Here is a 16,440-nt window from a genome sequence, read left to right as displayed (position 1 = left end):
TTTTACCGTGAAACTGTCCAGCCTTTCCTTCATGGACGGCGAACCGATGCCCGATCGGTATGCGTTCGCCAAGAACCTGAGTTCCCAGTCGCTGATTCCGGGCGACAACATCAATCCGCAGTTCACGCTCATTGACGTGCCAGACGACGCGCGCTCGCTCGTCATGCTGTGCGCCGACCTGGATGCACCCGAAGACCTGTCGCTGGCCGACAAGGAAGGGGTGACCCTGGATGGAGACGTGCCGCGCCGTCCCTTCTACCATTGGGTCCTGATCGACCTGCCGCCCGACACCGAGGACATTGAAGAAGGCGCCTATGCAATCGGGGTGTACCGCCGCGGCAAGAGCCAGCTGTCGGACGAGATGGCGGCGCGTGAGGGGCTCAACGACCTGACGCACCGCTTCGCCAACGACCCCGAGATGGCAGGCTACTACTACGGCTACGACGGACCCTGCCCGCCGTGGAATGATCCCAAGCCGCATCGTTACTGCTTTACGCTCTACGCGCTCGATGTCGAATCGTTGACGGTGCCAACCATGTTCTATGGCAACGATGTGGTGGCGGCCATGGAAGGGCATGTCCTCGCCGCCGCGTCGCTCACCGGCGTCTACACGCTGGACCCCTCGGTTGCGCCCGTGCAGGTGGGCTCGACCACAGCCACCTGACGGCACCTTCACGGTGCCGACGTTCGTCCCACACCAGCGGGGGCGCTGCCGTCGCGCGAGGTGCGGCGTGGCCAGAAGCGGCGCAGCAGGCCCGCCAGTCCACGCGTTTCGGGAACGGGGCAGGCAATGCGGGCGCGCACGCCGGCAGCCGCCAGCACCGCTTCAGCGGCAAGCGCGCCCGACCGCGTCGCCCCTTCCATGCAGGACGGAAGCCCCGTATGTGTCCAGTCGCCGGCCAGATACAGGCCGGGCACGGCTTGCGTCTCGGGCCGCTGCCGTTCCGTGCCGGGATACGGGCACGGCACCGCCATCGGAATGCGATGCACGCTGGCCGACAGCAGGCGCGCCTGCGCGGCGTCGGGCGTGAAGTCCGTAAGTTCGCGCAGCGTCGCGGCGACGATCTCGTCGTCGCTCACGTCGAACGCACGATGACTCCAGATCAGGTTGGCCGCGATCACCGAACCCGCGGCGTTCCGAGCCCCGTCGGTGTCGCGCGGGCCGTTGCCGCCTGACCGGATGTTGGTCAGGTCATAGAAGTCGGTATTGAATTCCCGGGGCGACCAGGGCCGCGCCCAGAAGCGCTCGCGCGTGATGCGTCGGTCGAACCACAGATAGGTGCTGACATAAGGCGACGGCTGCATCCGTGCGGCCGCCATGCGCGCGGGCGCCTCGCCCGGCAGCAGGCGGGCCGCAGCAGACGGCGGCGCTGCCAGGACACAGGCGCGAGCGTGCAGCACCCTGCCGCGATGCGTACGCACACCCGTCACGCGCCCGTCGCGCCACTGCAGCTGGTCTGCACCGCAGGCCAGCATGACCTGGCCGCCGCCGCGTTCGATGATGTCGATGGCTTGCGGCACGTACAGATCGCTCAGCCCCACTTTGGGAAAACCAAAGGCCGCGTCGTTGTGGCCGATCATTTGCGCGAACACGCGCATCAATGCTGCTGCGGAGCATTGCTCGACCGGCACGTTCAGAAGCGCGATCGATGCCGAGGCCCAGAACCAATCGATGAAGTCGCGATGCACACCCATGGATTCAAGATGGTGGCGCGCGCTGATGCCGTCGAGCGCCAGCATCTCGGTCTCGGTCCGCGTCATGGCATCCCAGGCCACGCGCAGGTTCGACGCCATCACATGCAAAGGCACAGTGGGCAGCATGCGCAGGAGATTGCGCGCGCCGTGAAACGGTGGCGGCAGGCGCCATTGCTGGATGGGTATGCGCCGTCCCTTGTCCAGCACCGTCAGCAGCTTGCGCGTTTCCCACTGGATGTGATGGCGGGTGCCGAGCCGCTGGAGAAGCCCCAGCATGTTGGCGTATTTGTTCAGGATGACATGCGGTCCGATGTCGACGGTGTCGCCGGTCTTGGCGTCCGCCCAGCTGCGCGCGCGGCCCCCGGCAACGTCGCTGCTTTCGAGGACGCCTACCCGCAAGCCGCGGTCGGTCAGTCGCACACCGCAGGACAGCCCGGCCAGGCCGGCGCCGATGACAAGGACGTCGTAGTCAAGGGTCTGAATCGAAGAAGACATGCAGCGGCTCCAAGGGAAGAGCCGCAGGTCTCGCAAGTTTCAGACCGACCGGTTGCCGACGATCAGCCGAGTCATTTTTTTCATTGCTTCCGTGCCCTCTACTCAACTTGAGAACAACGCGGCGCCACGCGTGCCAGGGAGGACAGGCAATGCTTGGGCCGGGTACACCGTTTGCTTAATCCTTGGTGCGGCAAGAGCCGCCCTGAAGTCAACCTTGGAGACAGACCATGACGCAACAAAACGAGCAAAACCGCAACCAGCAAAACCAGAACGAACAGAACCGCAACCAGCAGAACCAGAACAACGAACAGAACCGCAACCAGCAGAACCAGAACAACGAACAGAACCGGAATCAGGAAAATCAGAACAACGAGCAAAACCGGAATCAGGAAAATCAGAACAACGAGCAAAACCGGAATCAGGAAAATCAGCAGAACCGGAATAACGAACAGAACCGGAATAACGAACAGAACCGGAACAACGAACAGAACCGCAACAACGAACAGAACCGCAACAACGAACAGAACCGCAACAATCAGCAGGATCGTTGATTCGCATCAACGCTATCGCTTGTGACAACCGCCCTGACCGGGCGGTTTTTTTTATGGCGGTTTTCATGAAGCAGCAATGCCGAGGCGCTCACCGTGCCCCGGCTCTCCCACCTTACGTCTCAGCGGTATTCTTCATCCGTTGTTCGCCGGTGCGCTGTTCATCACCCGGCCGCTGCGGATCGCCTTCAATGACCCACTGCATCGCCCATGACGCGATGCGAGACATCACATCCTTGCGATGCGACAGCTTGCCTGACGCGGTGAACTTGTGGCTGGCCCCCGGGTACAGGACCAGCTCGGCCGCGCAGGCCGCATCCCGCCGTAACGTCACGAACAGCTCTTCGGCCTGGCATTTTGGGCAGCGCTCGTCGTCGGTACCTTGAAGAATCAGCGTGGGCGTCGACGCGTGTTCGACATGCTGCATCGGCGACAGCCGACGCATGGTCTCGCGATGGTGCCGGCGATCGCCTCGCATGGCGTAAGGGTCCGAATAGAAGCCACTGTCGGACGTGCCATAGTGAGTTTCGATGTTCGTCACAGGCGCCATCACCACGGCTGCCTGGAAGAGATCGGTATCGCCGATCGCCCACGAGGTCAAATACCCACCATACGATTTGCCCGCAAGCATCAATCGGTCGTCTGCCAAGCCTTCGTCCTGCAACGTGCGAATCGCAGCTAGATGCTGCGGCAGATCGAGCTCGCCCCAATGCCCGCGCAGCCTGTCTGCGAATGCGCGCCCGAAGCTGGCCGACCCCACCGCGTTGAGTGCGAGGATGGACCATCCTTGCGACCAGAGCAGCGACCAGTACGCGGTGGGGTTGTAGTCGAAAAGAACGTAGCTGGCCGGGCCGCCGTGCACGTCCACCAGCAAAGGCGTCGGGCCCGTTGCGTCGGCAGGCCGCAGGAACCAGCCATCGATCGTCTCGGTGCCGCCCTCGCCGTCGGGCACCGTGAACGTGCGGCGCTCGAAGTGCGGCAGGGTACGGTCCTGCCACCAGGTGTTGAGCGCGCTCACTACTGATTCACCACTGCCGTCATAGGAGCACTTGTATAGCTCCACCGCGGCAACAGGCGAGTGTGCCGTATAAGCCAGATGGTCCCGCGTCACGGTGACTTTGGACAGGTGGCGTTCGCCTTGAACGAGCGGCGTCACCTGCCCTTCCGGCACGCTGACACTCACCAGTTCCACAACGCCGCGTCTTGCCACGAGCGCCAATACACGGCTGGCATCACCGCGCAGGAACTGCACGCTGTCGCTCTCGGTCGACAACTCGATATCGGGGTCCCCCAGCGGTCGCACGTCGCCTGACGCCACGTCGATGATCCACAGACCCACCTGCGCGTCGCCGTCTTCTGCCGTCCCAGAAAAAACAATCCACTTGCCGTCCGGCGACCACGTCGGATACAGCACCTGCGATAGCGCAGTCAGACACCGCGCATCCCCGGACTCCACGTCGCACACCCAAACGTCGGTGCGATGCGCCTCGTCGCCTTCGCGCGTGCGGACGAACACGATCTGCTGGCCATCGGGCGACCAGCTCGCGCTGCGCACGTCGAATGGCCCATCGGTCATCCGCCTGGCCTCGCCGCTCGCCGCGTCGATAATGTACAGGTGCATCTCGACATTCAGCAGATAGCCTATCCCGTCGCTTTTGTACGGTAGCTTCCATGCAACCTGCGGCGCATCGGGTCCCGGCAGTTCAGCGTCCGCTGGCGTGCGCTCGCCGCGCAGGCGTGGGTCGACAGATATCGCGCATACGGCCGCGACGTGTGTCCCGTCCGGGCTCCATTCGAATGCAGACACAGTCCCCGACAGATGACTCAACTGCGTGGCTTCGCCGCCATGGCGCGGCAGGACAAAGATCTGTGCCGCACCTGCCCGGTCCGACACAAAGCCCAGCGCCTCGCCGTCGGGCCGCCACCGCGGCATGGTGTCGGTCGAGTCGCCCGTCGTCAGCGGCGATGGCGCGCTGCCGTCCAGAGGGAACAGCCACAGCTTGCTCGTCGTGCTGTCGTTGTCGGGATCGGGAGTCGAGACGGCGCAGGCCACCAGGTTGGCGTCCCAGGCGGCGTCGGTTTCGGATATCTCCTGATGCAGGATCAAGTCTTCATGGGAAAAAGGGGTACTCATGAGGTCTCCTCGGTCGTGTCCGTCGCCGCGAGCATGGCAACGACTTTTTCGCTCAGTGCATGCATGGCAAAGGGTTTGGTAATGAGTTCAGTGTGCGGCCCCAGCTGCTGCTTGGCCGCCACCGCGCTTTCCGCATAGCCCGTCATCAGGAGGGCCTTGAGTTCCGGACGACGCGTGCGGGCCGCGTCGATCATCTGCCGGCCGTTCAGGCCGGGCAGTCCGATATCGGTCACGACCAGGTCGAGCTTGGGCGCGGCCTCGATCATTGCGAGCCCGGCCGTGCCGTCGTCGGCGCGCAGCACTTCCAGGCCCATGTCGGTCAGCACATCGACGACGAGCACACGCACCTCGGGATTGTCTTCCACCACCAGGACCGTCGCGGGCGCGGTGGCGCGCGCCTCGATCGTGATCGGCCCTTCGACGGCAGGCTCCTCCTCGTCGTCGTCACACCGCGGCAGATACAGCCGCACCGACGTGCCCTTGCCAGGCTCGCTGAAGATCTTGATGTAGCCGTTCGACTGCCGCGTAAAGCCGTAGATCATCGATAGCCCGAGGCCCGTGCCCTGACCGAAGGGCTTGGTGGTAAAGAATGGTTCGAAAGCTTTGGAGGCGACTTCGGCCGTCATGCCGACCCCCGTATCCGACACCGTCAACGACACATACCGGCCAGCGGGCACCGCCGGATACCAGCTGTAGTCGTCGGCTTGCAGATCCAGGTTCTCGGTAATGATGGTGACGGTGCCGCCTTCCGGCATCGCGTCCCGCGCATTGATCGCCAGATTCAGGATCGCGTTTTCCAGCTGGTGCGGGTCGCACCGGGTGCTCCACAGATCGCGCGCGGTCGCCAGTTCCAGGCGCACGTTTTCGCCCAGCGTGCGGATCAGCAGCTCCGACAGCCCCTGCACCAGCGCGGTCGCGTTCAGGCTCTTGGGCGCAAGGGGCTGCCGCCTTGAGAACGCAAGCAACCGATGCGTTAGGGCCGCGGCGCGATTGGCCGACGCCATCGCCATGCGCACGTATCGGTCGATGTCATGCACCCCCCGCGCGGTCTGGCGCTGGATGACTTCCAGCGCGCCCAGAATGCCGGCAAGCAGGTTGTTGAAGTCATGGGCAATGCCCCCGGTCAATTGCCCGACCGCCTCCATCTTCTGCGCCTGCCGCAGCGCGTCCTGCGCGACTTCAAGCTCGGCCAGGGCCTGCGTCTCGGCAGTCAGGTCAAGCCCCAGCCCGTGGATGACACCTTCGCCCGGCAACGCCGTCCAGGCCAGCGTCCGATAAGTGCCGTCCTTGTGACGGCAGCGGCACACGAAGCGCGGCGCCGGAAAGCCCTTGCGCAAGCGGGCCAGCACCGCGGCCGCCACGCCGATATCGTCCGGATGCGCAAGGCGCAGCATGTCCCGCCCGACCAGCTCCTCGCTCGCCCAGCCCAGCTGACGCGTCCACGCCGGGTTGACCGACTGCACGTGGCCATCAAAATTCATGACGAACATCAGGTCGTTCGACAGGCGCCACAGCCGGTCCCGTTCGGCCGTGCGTTCCGCGACCGCGCTTTCCAGGCGGCGCTGGCTGCGCGACAGGTCGTTGCGCGCCGCAACGACCAGATCGATGTCAAACGCAATCACCAGCCAGCTTTCGATCACCCCATCATCATCCCGCAGCGGCGCGGCCTGCGCCTTGAACCAGCGCCAGCTGCGGTCCGATGCCCGCAGAAAGCGCAGCTCCAGCTCGCAGCCTGCGCCCGTTGCCAGCGCCCGCTGCCAGGTATCCACCACCGTTGCGCGGTCGGCGGGATGCACGGCTTCGATCCAGTCATCGACGGCCATGGCGGCACGAGGCCGGCCGGTGTAGTCATACCAGTAGGGATTGATATAGGTGAAGTCGCCGCTGGCGTTCGCAAAGAAGGTCATCTGCGGCGATTTCTCGACCAGCGCGCGAAACTGGGCTTCGCGTGCATGGGCCCGTGCTTCGGCTTCGTGCTGCGCGGTGTGGTCGCGGAGGATCTTGAGGTAGCCGATGTGCTCGCCGGTCGCCTCGTCCTCGAAGCGCATCATGATGCCCGAGCCCCAATACAAGGACCCGTCGGCCTTGCGATGCCAGCGCTCGTCTTCCGACCGTCCGGTCTTGCGGGCTTGTGCGGCCTCCTGCTCCGGCACATGGCGCGCGTTGTCCTCATCGGTGAACATGCGCTCGGTCGTCTGCCCCAGCATCTCGCGCTCGGTCCATCCCATCAGGGCGACGGCGCCGTCGTTCCAGCTCGTCACGCGCATGTCCAGGCCCTGCGTGATGATGGCAAAGTCCGTGGCGCTCTTTAGCACCGCGCGAGCGATGCGATCGTCCGCCGATCCGCCAGTCGCGCGTGCCGTGTCGTTGCCTCCATCCATCGTGCTGTCCTTCCAAACCGCTGTCGACAGGTTGCCGCAAGCCCCATGCCTACAAGGCAGAGCAGCGTCGACCACGGGGCGTGGCGGTCGGCACACGGCTTGCTTCAAGCGTCGGCCCCATCCAGGCTTGCCAACATGAGTCACCGCAACACGATTACCCAACCTTCCCGCCATCGCCTTTCGGTTCCCGATCCCGATCCTGATCCCGATGCGATCAGTCTTGCCTTCGATACGGAACCGGTTCGCAAGGCCTATGCGCAGGGCCGGCTCATCCTCTTTGCGGGCGCCGGCGTGTCGGCGGGACTGGGCCTGCCGACCTTTGCGCAACTGGTGGCCGAGATGGCGCGCCAGCTCGACATCGACCCGACGCAGTTCCAGAGCTACGGCGAGTTCCGGCAGCTGGCCGAGTACTACAAGATCAAGAAAGGCAGCCAGGCGTTGACCGCCTGGATGGCGCGCGAATGGCACGACCCCGCGATTGACGTGGCCAGGTCACCGGTCCACCGGCTGATCGCCGGCGGCCGGTTCGCCCACATCTACACGACCAACTACGACCGCTGGCTTGAAGCAGCCCACGACGCCTACCCGACGCCCTATACCAAGATCGCCAGCGCCGATGATCTGGCGCGCGCGGAGGACGGTGTGCGCCAGATCGTCAAGCTGCACGGCGATCTGGATAACGGCGCGCCCATCGTGCTGGACGAAAGCAGCTATTTCGAACGACTGAGCTTCGAGACGCCGCTCGACATCAAGCTGCGCGCCGACGTCCTGGGCAAGTCCGTGCTGTTCATCGGCTACAGCATTTCGGACATCAACATCCGCCTGCTGTTCTATAAGCTGTCGAAGATCTGGGCGCACTACGCTGACCCCAGCGCGCGGCCGCCGTCTTACCTGTTCACCCACCGCGCGAATCCGGTGGCGCGCGACGTGCTCGCGCAGTGGGGCATCCAAATGCTGTCGGTGGAAGACGACCACCCGGACGCCGGCGCCGCCTTGTGCCGCTTCATGCGCGAGCTGACCCGTCAGGATGATGCGGCAGAGGACAAGACAGAAGAGGACAAGGTAGAAGGCGCTGTTGAACCCGACACCGCCCTTTCCAATGACGGTTTCAGCCGCTCGCCGAACACATCGATGAATTCGCGCTGATTGCGGCCCACATTGTGGAGCAGGATTTCCTCGAAGCCGAGCGCAGCGTACTCTGCCAGCCACTCTGCCAGCCGCTCGACGTCCGCCGAGATCAGCACGTGATCGTCAAGATCTTCGGGACGCACGTAGCGGCTCGCGGCGTCGAACTCGTCTGGCGTGCGCAGCGTCTCGGACGCTGCTGCACCCAGCGTGTTGGACCGCCATTGGTCGAAGGCATGCTCACGCGCCAGATCGTCGGTACGTGCATAGGACACATGCACCTGCAGCGCCATCGGCTTGCCCGCACCGCCTCCTTCCCGGAAGGCCTGCACGATCGCCGCCACGTCTTCCAGCGGCTGATTGACGGTGATCAGGCCATCGGCCCATGCGGCCACCCGGCGTGCAGTGGCCGGCGTCAATGCGGCGCCCATCAGGCTCGGCGGCGTCTTGGGCAAGGTGTATAGCGTGGCTTCATCCACCCGGATCGGACCGTCGCGGCTGACCGTTGCGCCTGTCCACAACTCACGGATGATGCCAGCCGCGGCTTCAAGCCGAGCGTTGCGTTCCGCTTTCGCAGGCCAACGTTCCCCGGTGATGTGCTCGCCCAGCGCCTGGCCGCTGCCCAGGGCCATCCAGCGAAAGCGATCCGGAAACATCGACGCCAGGGTGGCCGACGCCTGCGCCGTAATGGCCGGATGGTAACGCCAGCCGCCCGGCACCGTGATCATGCCGAACGGCAATGTCGTGGCCTGCATCGCGGCGCCCAGCCAGGCCCAGGCAAAACCGGATTGGCCCTGCCGCCGGCTCCAGGGCGCGATGTGATCAGAAGACATGACGCAATTGAAGCCGGCGGCTTCGGCCTGGACGGCGTGCGCCAACAAGTCTTGCGGGCTGAACTGCTCGTGCGATGCGTGATAACCAAACTTCATTGCCTGCGCTCCATCGAAGCGTGACGGCGTGGGGGCGCCCGATGCGACCGCATCCACTGCCAACCCGTGGTGACATTGACGAGCAGGCACTGCCGCTCGGTGTCGTGCTTGAGCACGAGCGGCCAGGGGCGCGCCACGGCCAGGCCGCGGTTGACCGCTTCTCGGTGCACGGGATTGCGGGGATCGAAAACGACGGGCCCGAACGACGACGTTTCGTTGTGCGTCAGGGATTCCAGCAGACGAAGCAGGTCCTCGTCCGTTACAGGGGGATTGCGAGTTTCAAACATGGCGTGACTGTCCTTATGCGGTGCTGCGCCCCGCTGCGCTCACACTCGAGCGGCGGGCAGGCAACGACGAGCAAGTGCCGTGCCGCTAGCGCCGATGCAGCAGCCAGCTCGCCAGACCCAGCCCGACGCCAAACGCCGCATAGACGCCCGCCATCGACCGACGTGGCAAATGGGCATCGAAACCGGGTTGCAGACGCCTGGGTGTCATTCGGTAATCGACGAAGCAGGCCAGCGCCGCAGCCGCGCAGCCGGCAGCGAGTTCGGCGGGCAGCCCGCGGGTCCCGAGCGCGCCGCGCGCATATCTTGCGTACAGCACCGCCCAGAATACCGACGTGGCGTGATGGATCGCGTACCCGGTTGCGGTATGCCGCAAAGTGGTTGCCTCCACCTGCCGGGCTTCTTCGCCCCAGAGCCACTGGCTGGGAGTGTTGACCGTCGCCGCCCAGCGGCGCCCTTCCCGCTTGCCGCTGGCGATCAGCGCCGCCGTCGACAGCACGCTCGCGGCCGCGCCCATGACCGCGCCGTCCTTCAGTGCGTCTTTCCAGTCTGCTCGGCTGCCTTGCGTTGTGTTCGTCCTAGTCATCGTGCCTCCTTGCTGCTCATCGTGGTTGATCCGTTCTTGTGGGTATGAAGGTTGCTCAGCAACAAGCGCGCCGCGTGTTCCCCTTCGGCCGAACCTCGTACTTTCCCAAGGATTCTGCGCTTGCACATTCTTTTGACCGGCGCCAATGGCTTCATCGGCAGCGCCCTGGCTGCCGCCCTGCTCGCTCGCGGCCATACGCTCATCTGTCCCAGGCGCGGACCGGTTCGCGCCAGCCCGTCGCATGGCGCAACCGACGCCAACATGCGCACCTTCGCCCTCGACTTCGCGGACCGGCCGCCGCCGCAGGCCTGGCGTGCCGCGCTGGACGGTGTCGACATCGTCGTGAATACGGTCGGCATCTTGCAGGAGCGCGGCAGGCAAACCTTCAGTGCACTGCATGTCGATGCCCCCATCGCGCTGTTCGACGCGTGCGTGCTGGCGGGTGTGCGCCGGGTGATCCAGGTGTCCGCCCTGGGTGCGGACGAGGACGCGCAAAGCGCCTATCACCTGAGCAAGCGCACCGCCGACGCCTATCTGATGGGCCTGCCGACCGAAAGCGTGGTCGTCCAGCCCTCGCTGGTGTATGGCCCCGGCGGCGCCAGTGCGCGGCTCTTTGATACGCTGGCGAGCCTTCCCGTGCTGGCGCTACCCGGCGGCGGCAGGCAGCGGATCCAGCCTGTCTTTATCGACGACGCCATCGATGCCATGGTGGCGCTGATCGAGATGCCCGCCGGCGCCCAGCCGCCGGGTGCGCAAGTCGTTCCGCTGGTCGGACCGCAGGCGATGTCGCTCAAAGACTATCTGGCGACGCTGCGTCGTGGCATGGCCATGACACCGGCCGCCCCGGTCGTGCCATTGCCGGTTGCTGCGCTGCGTGCCGTGGCGGGCGTGGCGGGGCGCTTGCCCGGCAGCCTGTTCGATGCCGACACGCTGGACATGCTCGAAAGGGGCAACGTGGGCGATCCCGCGGACATCACCCGACTGCTGGGCCGCGCGCCGCGGGGCGCCGACCGGTTCATCGCGCCGCAGGCAGCAACCGCGGCACGCATCCAGTCGTCGCTCAACTGGGCCCTGCCTTGCCTGCGCATCGCCATGGCGCTGGTCTGGATCTGGACCGGCATCGTGTCGTTCGGGCTCTATCCCGAAGCCGACAGCCTGGCGCTGCTGGCACGGCTGGGCGCCGAAGGCGACTTTGCCCGGGTGCTGCTGTATGGCGCAGCCTTGCTCGACCTAATCCTCGGTGTACTGATCATCACCCTGCGCGGTGGCAAGCGGCAGGCGCTGTGGCTGATGCAGTTCGGCCTGATCGCGTTCTACACGGTGGCCATCACGATCTGGCTCCCCGAGTTCTGGCTCCACCCCTACGGCCCCATCCTCAAGAACCTGCCAATGCTCGCGGCACTATTGCTGCTGTATCAGCTGGAAGACTCCTCTCCTGGACAAGGCGCGACCCGATGGACTACCTGATCGTCAAATGGCTGCATATCGTGTCGTCCACCTTCCTGTTCGGCACGGGCGTCGGATCGGCCTTCTATCTCTTTTTCGTCACCCTGCACCGGGACGTGCGCGCGATCGCGGTCGTTACGCGCTATGTGGTGATCGCCGACTGGCTCTTTACCGCGACGACCGCGATCCTGCAGCCGGTGACCGGCTTCTATCTGCTGCACATCATGGGCATACCGATATCGACCCATTGGGTCGCGGTATCGTTGGTGCTGTATGTGATCGCGATCGGCTGCTGGCTGCCCGTGGTGCGCATCCAGATGCGTCTGCGCGACCTGTCGCAACTGGCTTACCGTGCCGGTGTGCCGCTGCCCGCCGCATACTGGAGGGCGTTCAGGTGGTGGGTGGCGCTGGGCGTGCCGGCCCTGTTCGCCTTCCTGGCGATATTCTGGCTGATGGTCGCAAAGCCCGCATGATCAGTGCAGCTTGACCCGCGGCTGCGACCGCCGGTTCAAGGTGCGCGCCAGGCCGCGCAGCAGGGCATGCCACAGGCCGAGGACGGTCACGTAATGCGACCAGTGCGATGACGCGTACATGACCCGGGCGATCCACCCCTCCACCTGCATCTTCGGTCCGGACAGGCCGCCCATCAGGCTGCCCACGCCCTCGGTGTGGCCGATCGAAACCAGTGAACCAAAGTCGCGGAACCGGAAGGGCTTGTCCGACACCGGCCGTCCACGCATTCGATCGCTCAGCAGGCCATACAGATAGGAGGACTGCTGGTGCGCGGCCTGCGCGCGTGGCGGCACGGTCTTGGTGCTTCCTTCCCAGGGCGCCGCCGCGCAATCGCCAAAGGCAAAGATCGCCGGGTCTTCCGTTCGCAGCTGCCCGTTCACGACCAGCTGGTTCAAGGGCGTCACGGCCAGCCCCAGCGTCGCCAGAAAGGACGGCGCCTTGATCCCCGCGGCCCACACGACCAGGTCCGCGGGAAAGACCTTGTCGCCCGCCATGACGGCGTCGCGCTGCACCTCGGACACCCGACAGCCGGTATGGATCGCAACGCCGCGTTCGCACAGCAACTGGGTGGCGGCCGCCGCCACCCGCTCCGGCAACGGACCCAGAATGCGGGGCCCGCCTTCAATCACCGTCAGATGCAGTTCGGCCTGCTGGTCCGGCCGCGACGATCCGTAGTCGGACAGTGTCTGCCCTGCTTCATGCAGTTCGGCGGCCAGTTCGACGCCTGTTGCGCCGCCTCCGACGATCACCACCTGCACGGTGGCCGCCTTGCCGTCGACGGCCTTCGTATCCGCGCGGGCAACGGCCTTCAACAGTTCGACGCGGAACTGCTCGGCGGACGCCGTGGAATCGAGCGACAACGCAAACCGCTCCGCGCCGGGCGTGTTGAAAAAGTTGCCGTGGCTGCCCACCGCCAGGACCAGCGTGTCGTAGGGCAGTTGCCGTTCCGGCAGGACCTGCGCTCCCGACGCATCGTTCAATGCCGCGACGGTAATCGTGCGCCGGGCGCGATCGAGTCCGCTGAACGCGCCGAACACAAATCGAAAGCCGTTGTTCTGGCCGAGCATGGCATACGACAGTCCTTCACGATGGATGTCGAGCGTCCCCGCCGCCGCCTCATGCAGCGACGGCTTCCAGATGTGTGAGGGCGTGCGATCGACCAATGTCACCTGGTCCCTGCCAAAACGGCGGCCCAGGCGGACGGCCAGTTCCAGCCCGCCCGCGCCACCGCCAATGATCACCACACGATGGAGAGTTGCGCTCATGCATGTCCTTGAAAAGTCGCTGCGGCCCGCGCCGCTTGGCGGTCTTCTCAAGCAAGCGCCGTACCGCTGCGCCAGCGATCAGCAGAGGATGCTGCGGATGAACACCCCTCGCTCATGTGCAACGCATACGGCCGGGCCAGGAATGCACAGGGGCATGCCGTGGAGCGCTGCGGCACAGGCATTGCTAAATACGCCCGACGCGATCCGACCACCCACCCCCCTGCAAGAGGCAATCCATGAGCGCGAGCCTTCCCCACTCAGGCGCTGGCCATCCGGCCGGCACTGCCCACGACCCTGCGCACGCGCACGACCATGACCATGACGTGCCGACCGGCTGGCGGCGGTGGCTGGCAGCGACCAATCACAAAGACATCGGGACGATGTATCTCATCTTCTCGTTCGTGTCCCTGCTCGAAGGCGGCGTACTTGCCCTCTTCATCCGCACGGAGCTGTTTCAGCCCGGCCTGCAATTCTTCAGCCCTGAGCTCTTTAACCAGTTTGTGACCATGCACGGGCTGATCATGATCTTCGGTGCGATCATGCCGGCCTTCGTGGGCTTCGCGAACTGGATGATTCCCCTGCAGATCGGCGCATCGGACATGGCGTTCGCCCGCATGAACAACTTCAGCTTCTGGCTGCTGGTGGCGGGCGGCATGCTGATGGCGGCCTCGTTCTTTTCACCCGGCGGGGCAACTGCCGCGGGCTGGACGATGTACGCACCGCTCTCGACGCAGATGGGACCCGGGATGGATCTGGCGATCTTTGCGATCCACATCATGGGCGCCTCGTCCATCATGGGCGCGATCAACATCATCGTCACGGTGCTGAACATGCGCGCGCCGGGCCTGACTCTGATGAAAATGCCCTTGTTCTGCTGGACCTGGCTGATCACGGCCTTCCTGCTGATCGCGGTGATGCCCGTGCTGGCCGCCGCAGTCACCATGCTGCTGACCGACCGCCATTTCGGCACGTCCTTCTACAACGCGGCAGGCGGCGGCGACCCTGTTCTGTATCAGCACATCTTCTGGTTCTTTGGTCATCCAGAGGTCTACATCATGATCCTGCCGGCGTTCGGGATCATTTCGGCCGTGGTACCGGCCTTCAGCCGCAAGGAATTGTTCGGCTATGCGTCCATGGTCTATGCCGTCGCGGCCATTGCCGTGCTGTCCTTCATCGTGTGGGCGCACCACATGTTCGCGACCGGCATGCCCATCACGGGCCAGCTCTACTTCATGTATGCGACGGCTGTCATTTCGGTGCCCACCGGCGTGAAGATCTTCAACTGGACGGCCACCATGTGGCGCGGGTCACTCACGTTCGAGACGCCCATGCTGTTTGCGATCGGCTTCATCTTCGTGTTCACCATCGGCGGCTTTACCGGACTGATCCTGTCGATTTCGCCCATCGACATCCAGGTGCACGACACCTACTACGTCGTTGCGCATTTTCACTATGTGCTCGTTGCCGGGTCCTTGTTCGCGCTGTTCGCGGGCACCTATTATTGGCTGCCCAAGTGGACGGGGCGCATGTACAACGAGCGGCTCGGCAAGGTCCACTTCTGGTTTTCGATCATCGCGTTCAACGTCAGCTTCTTCCCCATGCACTTCCTGGGTCTGGCTGGCATGCCGCGCCGCTACGTCGACTACGCGGTGCAATTTACCGACTTCCATCAGATCGCCTCCATCGGCGCATACTGGTTCGGCCTGTCCCAGTTGCTGTTCCTGTACGTGGTGCTGCGGTGCTATGCGGGCAAGGGTGAGCCGGCTTCTGCCAGCCCATGGGAAGGCGCCCAGGGACTGGAGTGGACGATTCCGTCGCCCGCGCCCCACCATTCCTTCGCCACGCCGCCCACGGTAAAGTGATCGAAGCCCACGCTCTGCTGACCCACTCTGAACGGAAGCCGTCCGCCATGCCGCCCAGTTCCCCCACGCAGGCCCGTGTCGAACGCAGCTGGACGCTGCGCCGCAACTGCTGTGTCTCTCCGGGCCAATGCCTGGCGGGCATTGCGAGCCTGGACGGCGTGCTTGCCGTGCTGGGCCTTGGCGCCTTGGCCTATGGCTTGTGGGTGATCACGGTGTTCTGCATCGTCGACGTGCTCGCCGTATCGCTGGCGGGCCTGTGCTACATGCGCCATGCACGCGACGGCGAAACCTTGCATCTGCTGGACGATGGCAGTCTGGTGGTCGAAGCCGAACGCGGCGGCGATGTCACCCGGCAAGTGTTCAACCGCAACTGGGTCAACGTGGACCTGGAACGCACCAGTGACCCGCAAAGCGCCACGCTCTGGCTGCGGCAAGGCGCGTCCCGCATGCGCATTGGCGAGTTCGTTCCGCGCCATCGGCTGGGTGCATTGCAACGCGACTTGCGGCGCGCCCTGCCCTGGCAAGGGGCAGTCCAAACCGCCCCTGCCAGCGCGTTACATCCACTTACAACCACATGAGTTCAGGGGCCGTTTCGCCCTCTTGAAAGCCATCGCACAGCCAATAGATTTTGCACTGACGACGTCACCGGCCCCGCCGCCTGAATCACCGCGGCGCGGCAGCCAGGATGTCCGCCGTGAACTTATCTATAGGAGAACGACGATGGCCACTCTGACTTCCGCACGGGATTTCGCCTCTGACTTCGAGGCGATCCGTTCGCAAATGGACGACATTTTCCGCAGCCTTGGTGTCTCGTCCGACATCCGGGCCTATAGTCGCGGCTTTCCCTCGCTGAACATCGGCAGCACGCCCGACGCGGTCGAACTGGTCGCCTTCGTGCCCGGTATCGACGCGGCCAGCCTGCAGGTCACCATCGACAAAGGACTGCTGACCATCGCAGGCGAGCGCCACAATGCCATTCCGCGCGACGTGGCCGGCCTGAACGTGTACGCACAGGAACGCCGCCACGGGACCTTCCGCCGCGTAGTCGAACTGCCGCAGGACGCCGACCCCGATGCCGTCGACGCAAGCTATGTGGATGGTTGCTTGCGAATCACGGTTCGCAAGCGTGAATCGTCCAAGCCGCGCCTGATTCCGGTGCAGTGATCCCGGCAGGCAA

The 16,440-nt window shown here is 64.8% G+C and carries 14 protein-coding genes and 1 pseudogene; 8 read left to right on the top strand and 7 right to left on the bottom strand.

Annotated elements, in window-relative coordinates:
- Positions 1 to 7: 7 nt before the first annotated feature.
- Complete coding sequence (locus IE116_RS03065; RefSeq protein ID WP_189609656.1) at positions 8 to 664, top strand: YbhB/YbcL family Raf kinase inhibitor-like protein; 657 nt, start codon at positions 8 to 10, stop codon at positions 662 to 664.
- Between the two features lie 8 nt (positions 665 to 672).
- Here IE116_RS03065 and IE116_RS03060 read toward each other — a convergent pair whose 3' ends face one another.
- Positions 673 to 2,190, bottom strand: a complete 1,518-nt coding sequence (locus IE116_RS03060) for a hydroxysqualene dehydroxylase (protein WP_189609653.1) — start codon at positions 2,188 to 2,190, stop codon at positions 673 to 675.
- A 227-nt stretch (positions 2,191 to 2,417) separates the two neighbouring features.
- Here IE116_RS03060 and IE116_RS03055 point away from each other — a divergent pair, with 227 nt between their 5' ends.
- Positions 2,418 to 2,741, top strand: a complete 324-nt coding sequence (locus IE116_RS03055; protein WP_189609652.1) for a hypothetical protein — start codon at positions 2,418 to 2,420, stop codon at positions 2,739 to 2,741.
- A 112-nt stretch (positions 2,742 to 2,853) separates the two neighbouring features.
- On the opposite strand, the gene IE116_RS03050 is transcribed toward IE116_RS03055, so the two are convergent.
- Both IE116_RS03050 and IE116_RS03045 read right to left on the bottom strand, forming a co-directional pair.
- Positions 2,854 to 4,872 (bottom strand): S9 family peptidase, encoded by a 2,019-nt coding sequence (locus IE116_RS03050; protein WP_189609649.1) that lies wholly within the window; start codon positions 4,870 to 4,872, stop codon positions 2,854 to 2,856.
- On the bottom strand, positions 4,869 to 7,253 hold the full coding sequence (locus tag IE116_RS03045) for a hybrid sensor histidine kinase/response regulator (protein ID WP_189609647.1): 2,385 nt from the start codon (positions 7,251 to 7,253) through the stop codon (positions 4,869 to 4,871). Before IE116_RS03045 ends, IE116_RS03050 begins: the two co-directional genes overlap by 4 nt.
- A gap of 135 nt (positions 7,254 to 7,388) precedes the next feature.
- Between IE116_RS03045 and IE116_RS25805 the strand changes: the two genes are divergently transcribed.
- Entirely contained in the window at positions 7,389 to 8,399 is a 1,011-nt protein-coding gene (locus IE116_RS25805; protein ID WP_229827978.1) for an SIR2 family protein, read from the top strand.
- 8 nt (positions 8,400 to 8,407) lie between these two features.
- On the opposite strand, the pseudogene IE116_RS03040 reads toward IE116_RS25805, so the two are convergent.
- The 3 genes and pseudogenes from IE116_RS03040 to IE116_RS03030 form a co-directional block, all read right to left on the bottom strand.
- Positions 8,408 to 9,307, bottom strand: a pseudogene (locus tag IE116_RS03040) (TIGR03885 family FMN-dependent LLM class oxidoreductase); the annotation flags it as partial.
- Positions 9,304 to 9,594, bottom strand: a complete 291-nt coding sequence (locus IE116_RS03035; RefSeq protein WP_189609643.1) for a hypothetical protein — start codon at positions 9,592 to 9,594, stop codon at positions 9,304 to 9,306. The pseudogene IE116_RS03040 and the gene IE116_RS03035, both read right to left, overlap by 4 nt.
- 85 nt (positions 9,595 to 9,679) lie before the next feature.
- Positions 9,680 to 10,177 (bottom strand): hypothetical protein, encoded by a 498-nt coding sequence (locus IE116_RS03030; RefSeq protein ID WP_189609641.1) that lies wholly within the window; start codon positions 10,175 to 10,177, stop codon positions 9,680 to 9,682.
- Positions 10,178 to 10,297: 120 nt separating this feature from the next.
- Between IE116_RS03030 and IE116_RS03025 the strand changes: the two genes are divergently transcribed.
- Together IE116_RS03025 and IE116_RS03020 are read left to right on the top strand one after the other, a co-directional pair.
- The gene (locus IE116_RS03025; protein WP_189609639.1) at positions 10,298 to 11,644 is read left to right on the top strand and encodes an SDR family oxidoreductase; all 1,347 of its coding nucleotides are present in this window, start codon (positions 10,298 to 10,300) and stop codon (positions 11,642 to 11,644) included.
- Positions 11,632 to 12,096, top strand: coding sequence for a DUF2269 family protein (locus tag IE116_RS03020; RefSeq protein WP_189609637.1), 465 nt, complete (start codon positions 11,632 to 11,634; stop codon positions 12,094 to 12,096). The genes IE116_RS03025 and IE116_RS03020 overlap by 13 nt, the downstream gene beginning before the upstream one ends.
- On the opposite strand, the gene IE116_RS03015 is transcribed toward IE116_RS03020, so the two are convergent.
- The gene (locus IE116_RS03015; RefSeq protein ID WP_189609635.1) at positions 12,097 to 13,401 is read right to left on the bottom strand and encodes an NAD(P)/FAD-dependent oxidoreductase; all 1,305 of its coding nucleotides are present in this window, start codon (positions 13,399 to 13,401) and stop codon (positions 12,097 to 12,099) included.
- A 236-nt stretch (positions 13,402 to 13,637) separates the two neighbouring features.
- Between IE116_RS03015 and ctaD the strand changes: the two genes are divergently transcribed.
- From ctaD to IE116_RS03000, 3 genes are all read left to right on the top strand, one after another.
- A complete protein-coding gene (gene ctaD / locus IE116_RS03010; protein WP_189609633.1) occupies positions 13,638 to 15,263 on the top strand; it encodes a cytochrome c oxidase subunit I in 1,626 nt (541 codons plus the stop codon).
- Between the two features lie 47 nt (positions 15,264 to 15,310).
- A complete protein-coding gene (locus IE116_RS03005) occupies positions 15,311 to 15,841 on the top strand; it encodes a DUF2244 domain-containing protein (RefSeq protein ID WP_189609631.1) in 531 nt (176 codons plus the stop codon).
- A 142-nt stretch (positions 15,842 to 15,983) separates the two neighbouring features.
- Positions 15,984 to 16,427, top strand: coding sequence for an Hsp20/alpha crystallin family protein (locus tag IE116_RS03000; RefSeq protein WP_189609629.1), 444 nt, complete (start codon positions 15,984 to 15,986; stop codon positions 16,425 to 16,427).
- Positions 16,428 to 16,440 lie beyond the last annotated feature (13 nt).

The sequence above is a fragment of the Pigmentiphaga litoralis genome, assembly GCF_014651835.1.
Classification (GTDB): Bacteria; Pseudomonadota; Gammaproteobacteria; order Burkholderiales; family Burkholderiaceae_B; genus Pigmentiphaga; species Pigmentiphaga litoralis.
Note: the sequence above shows the minus strand (reverse complement) of the source record. Positions and strands in the feature narration are given on the sequence as shown.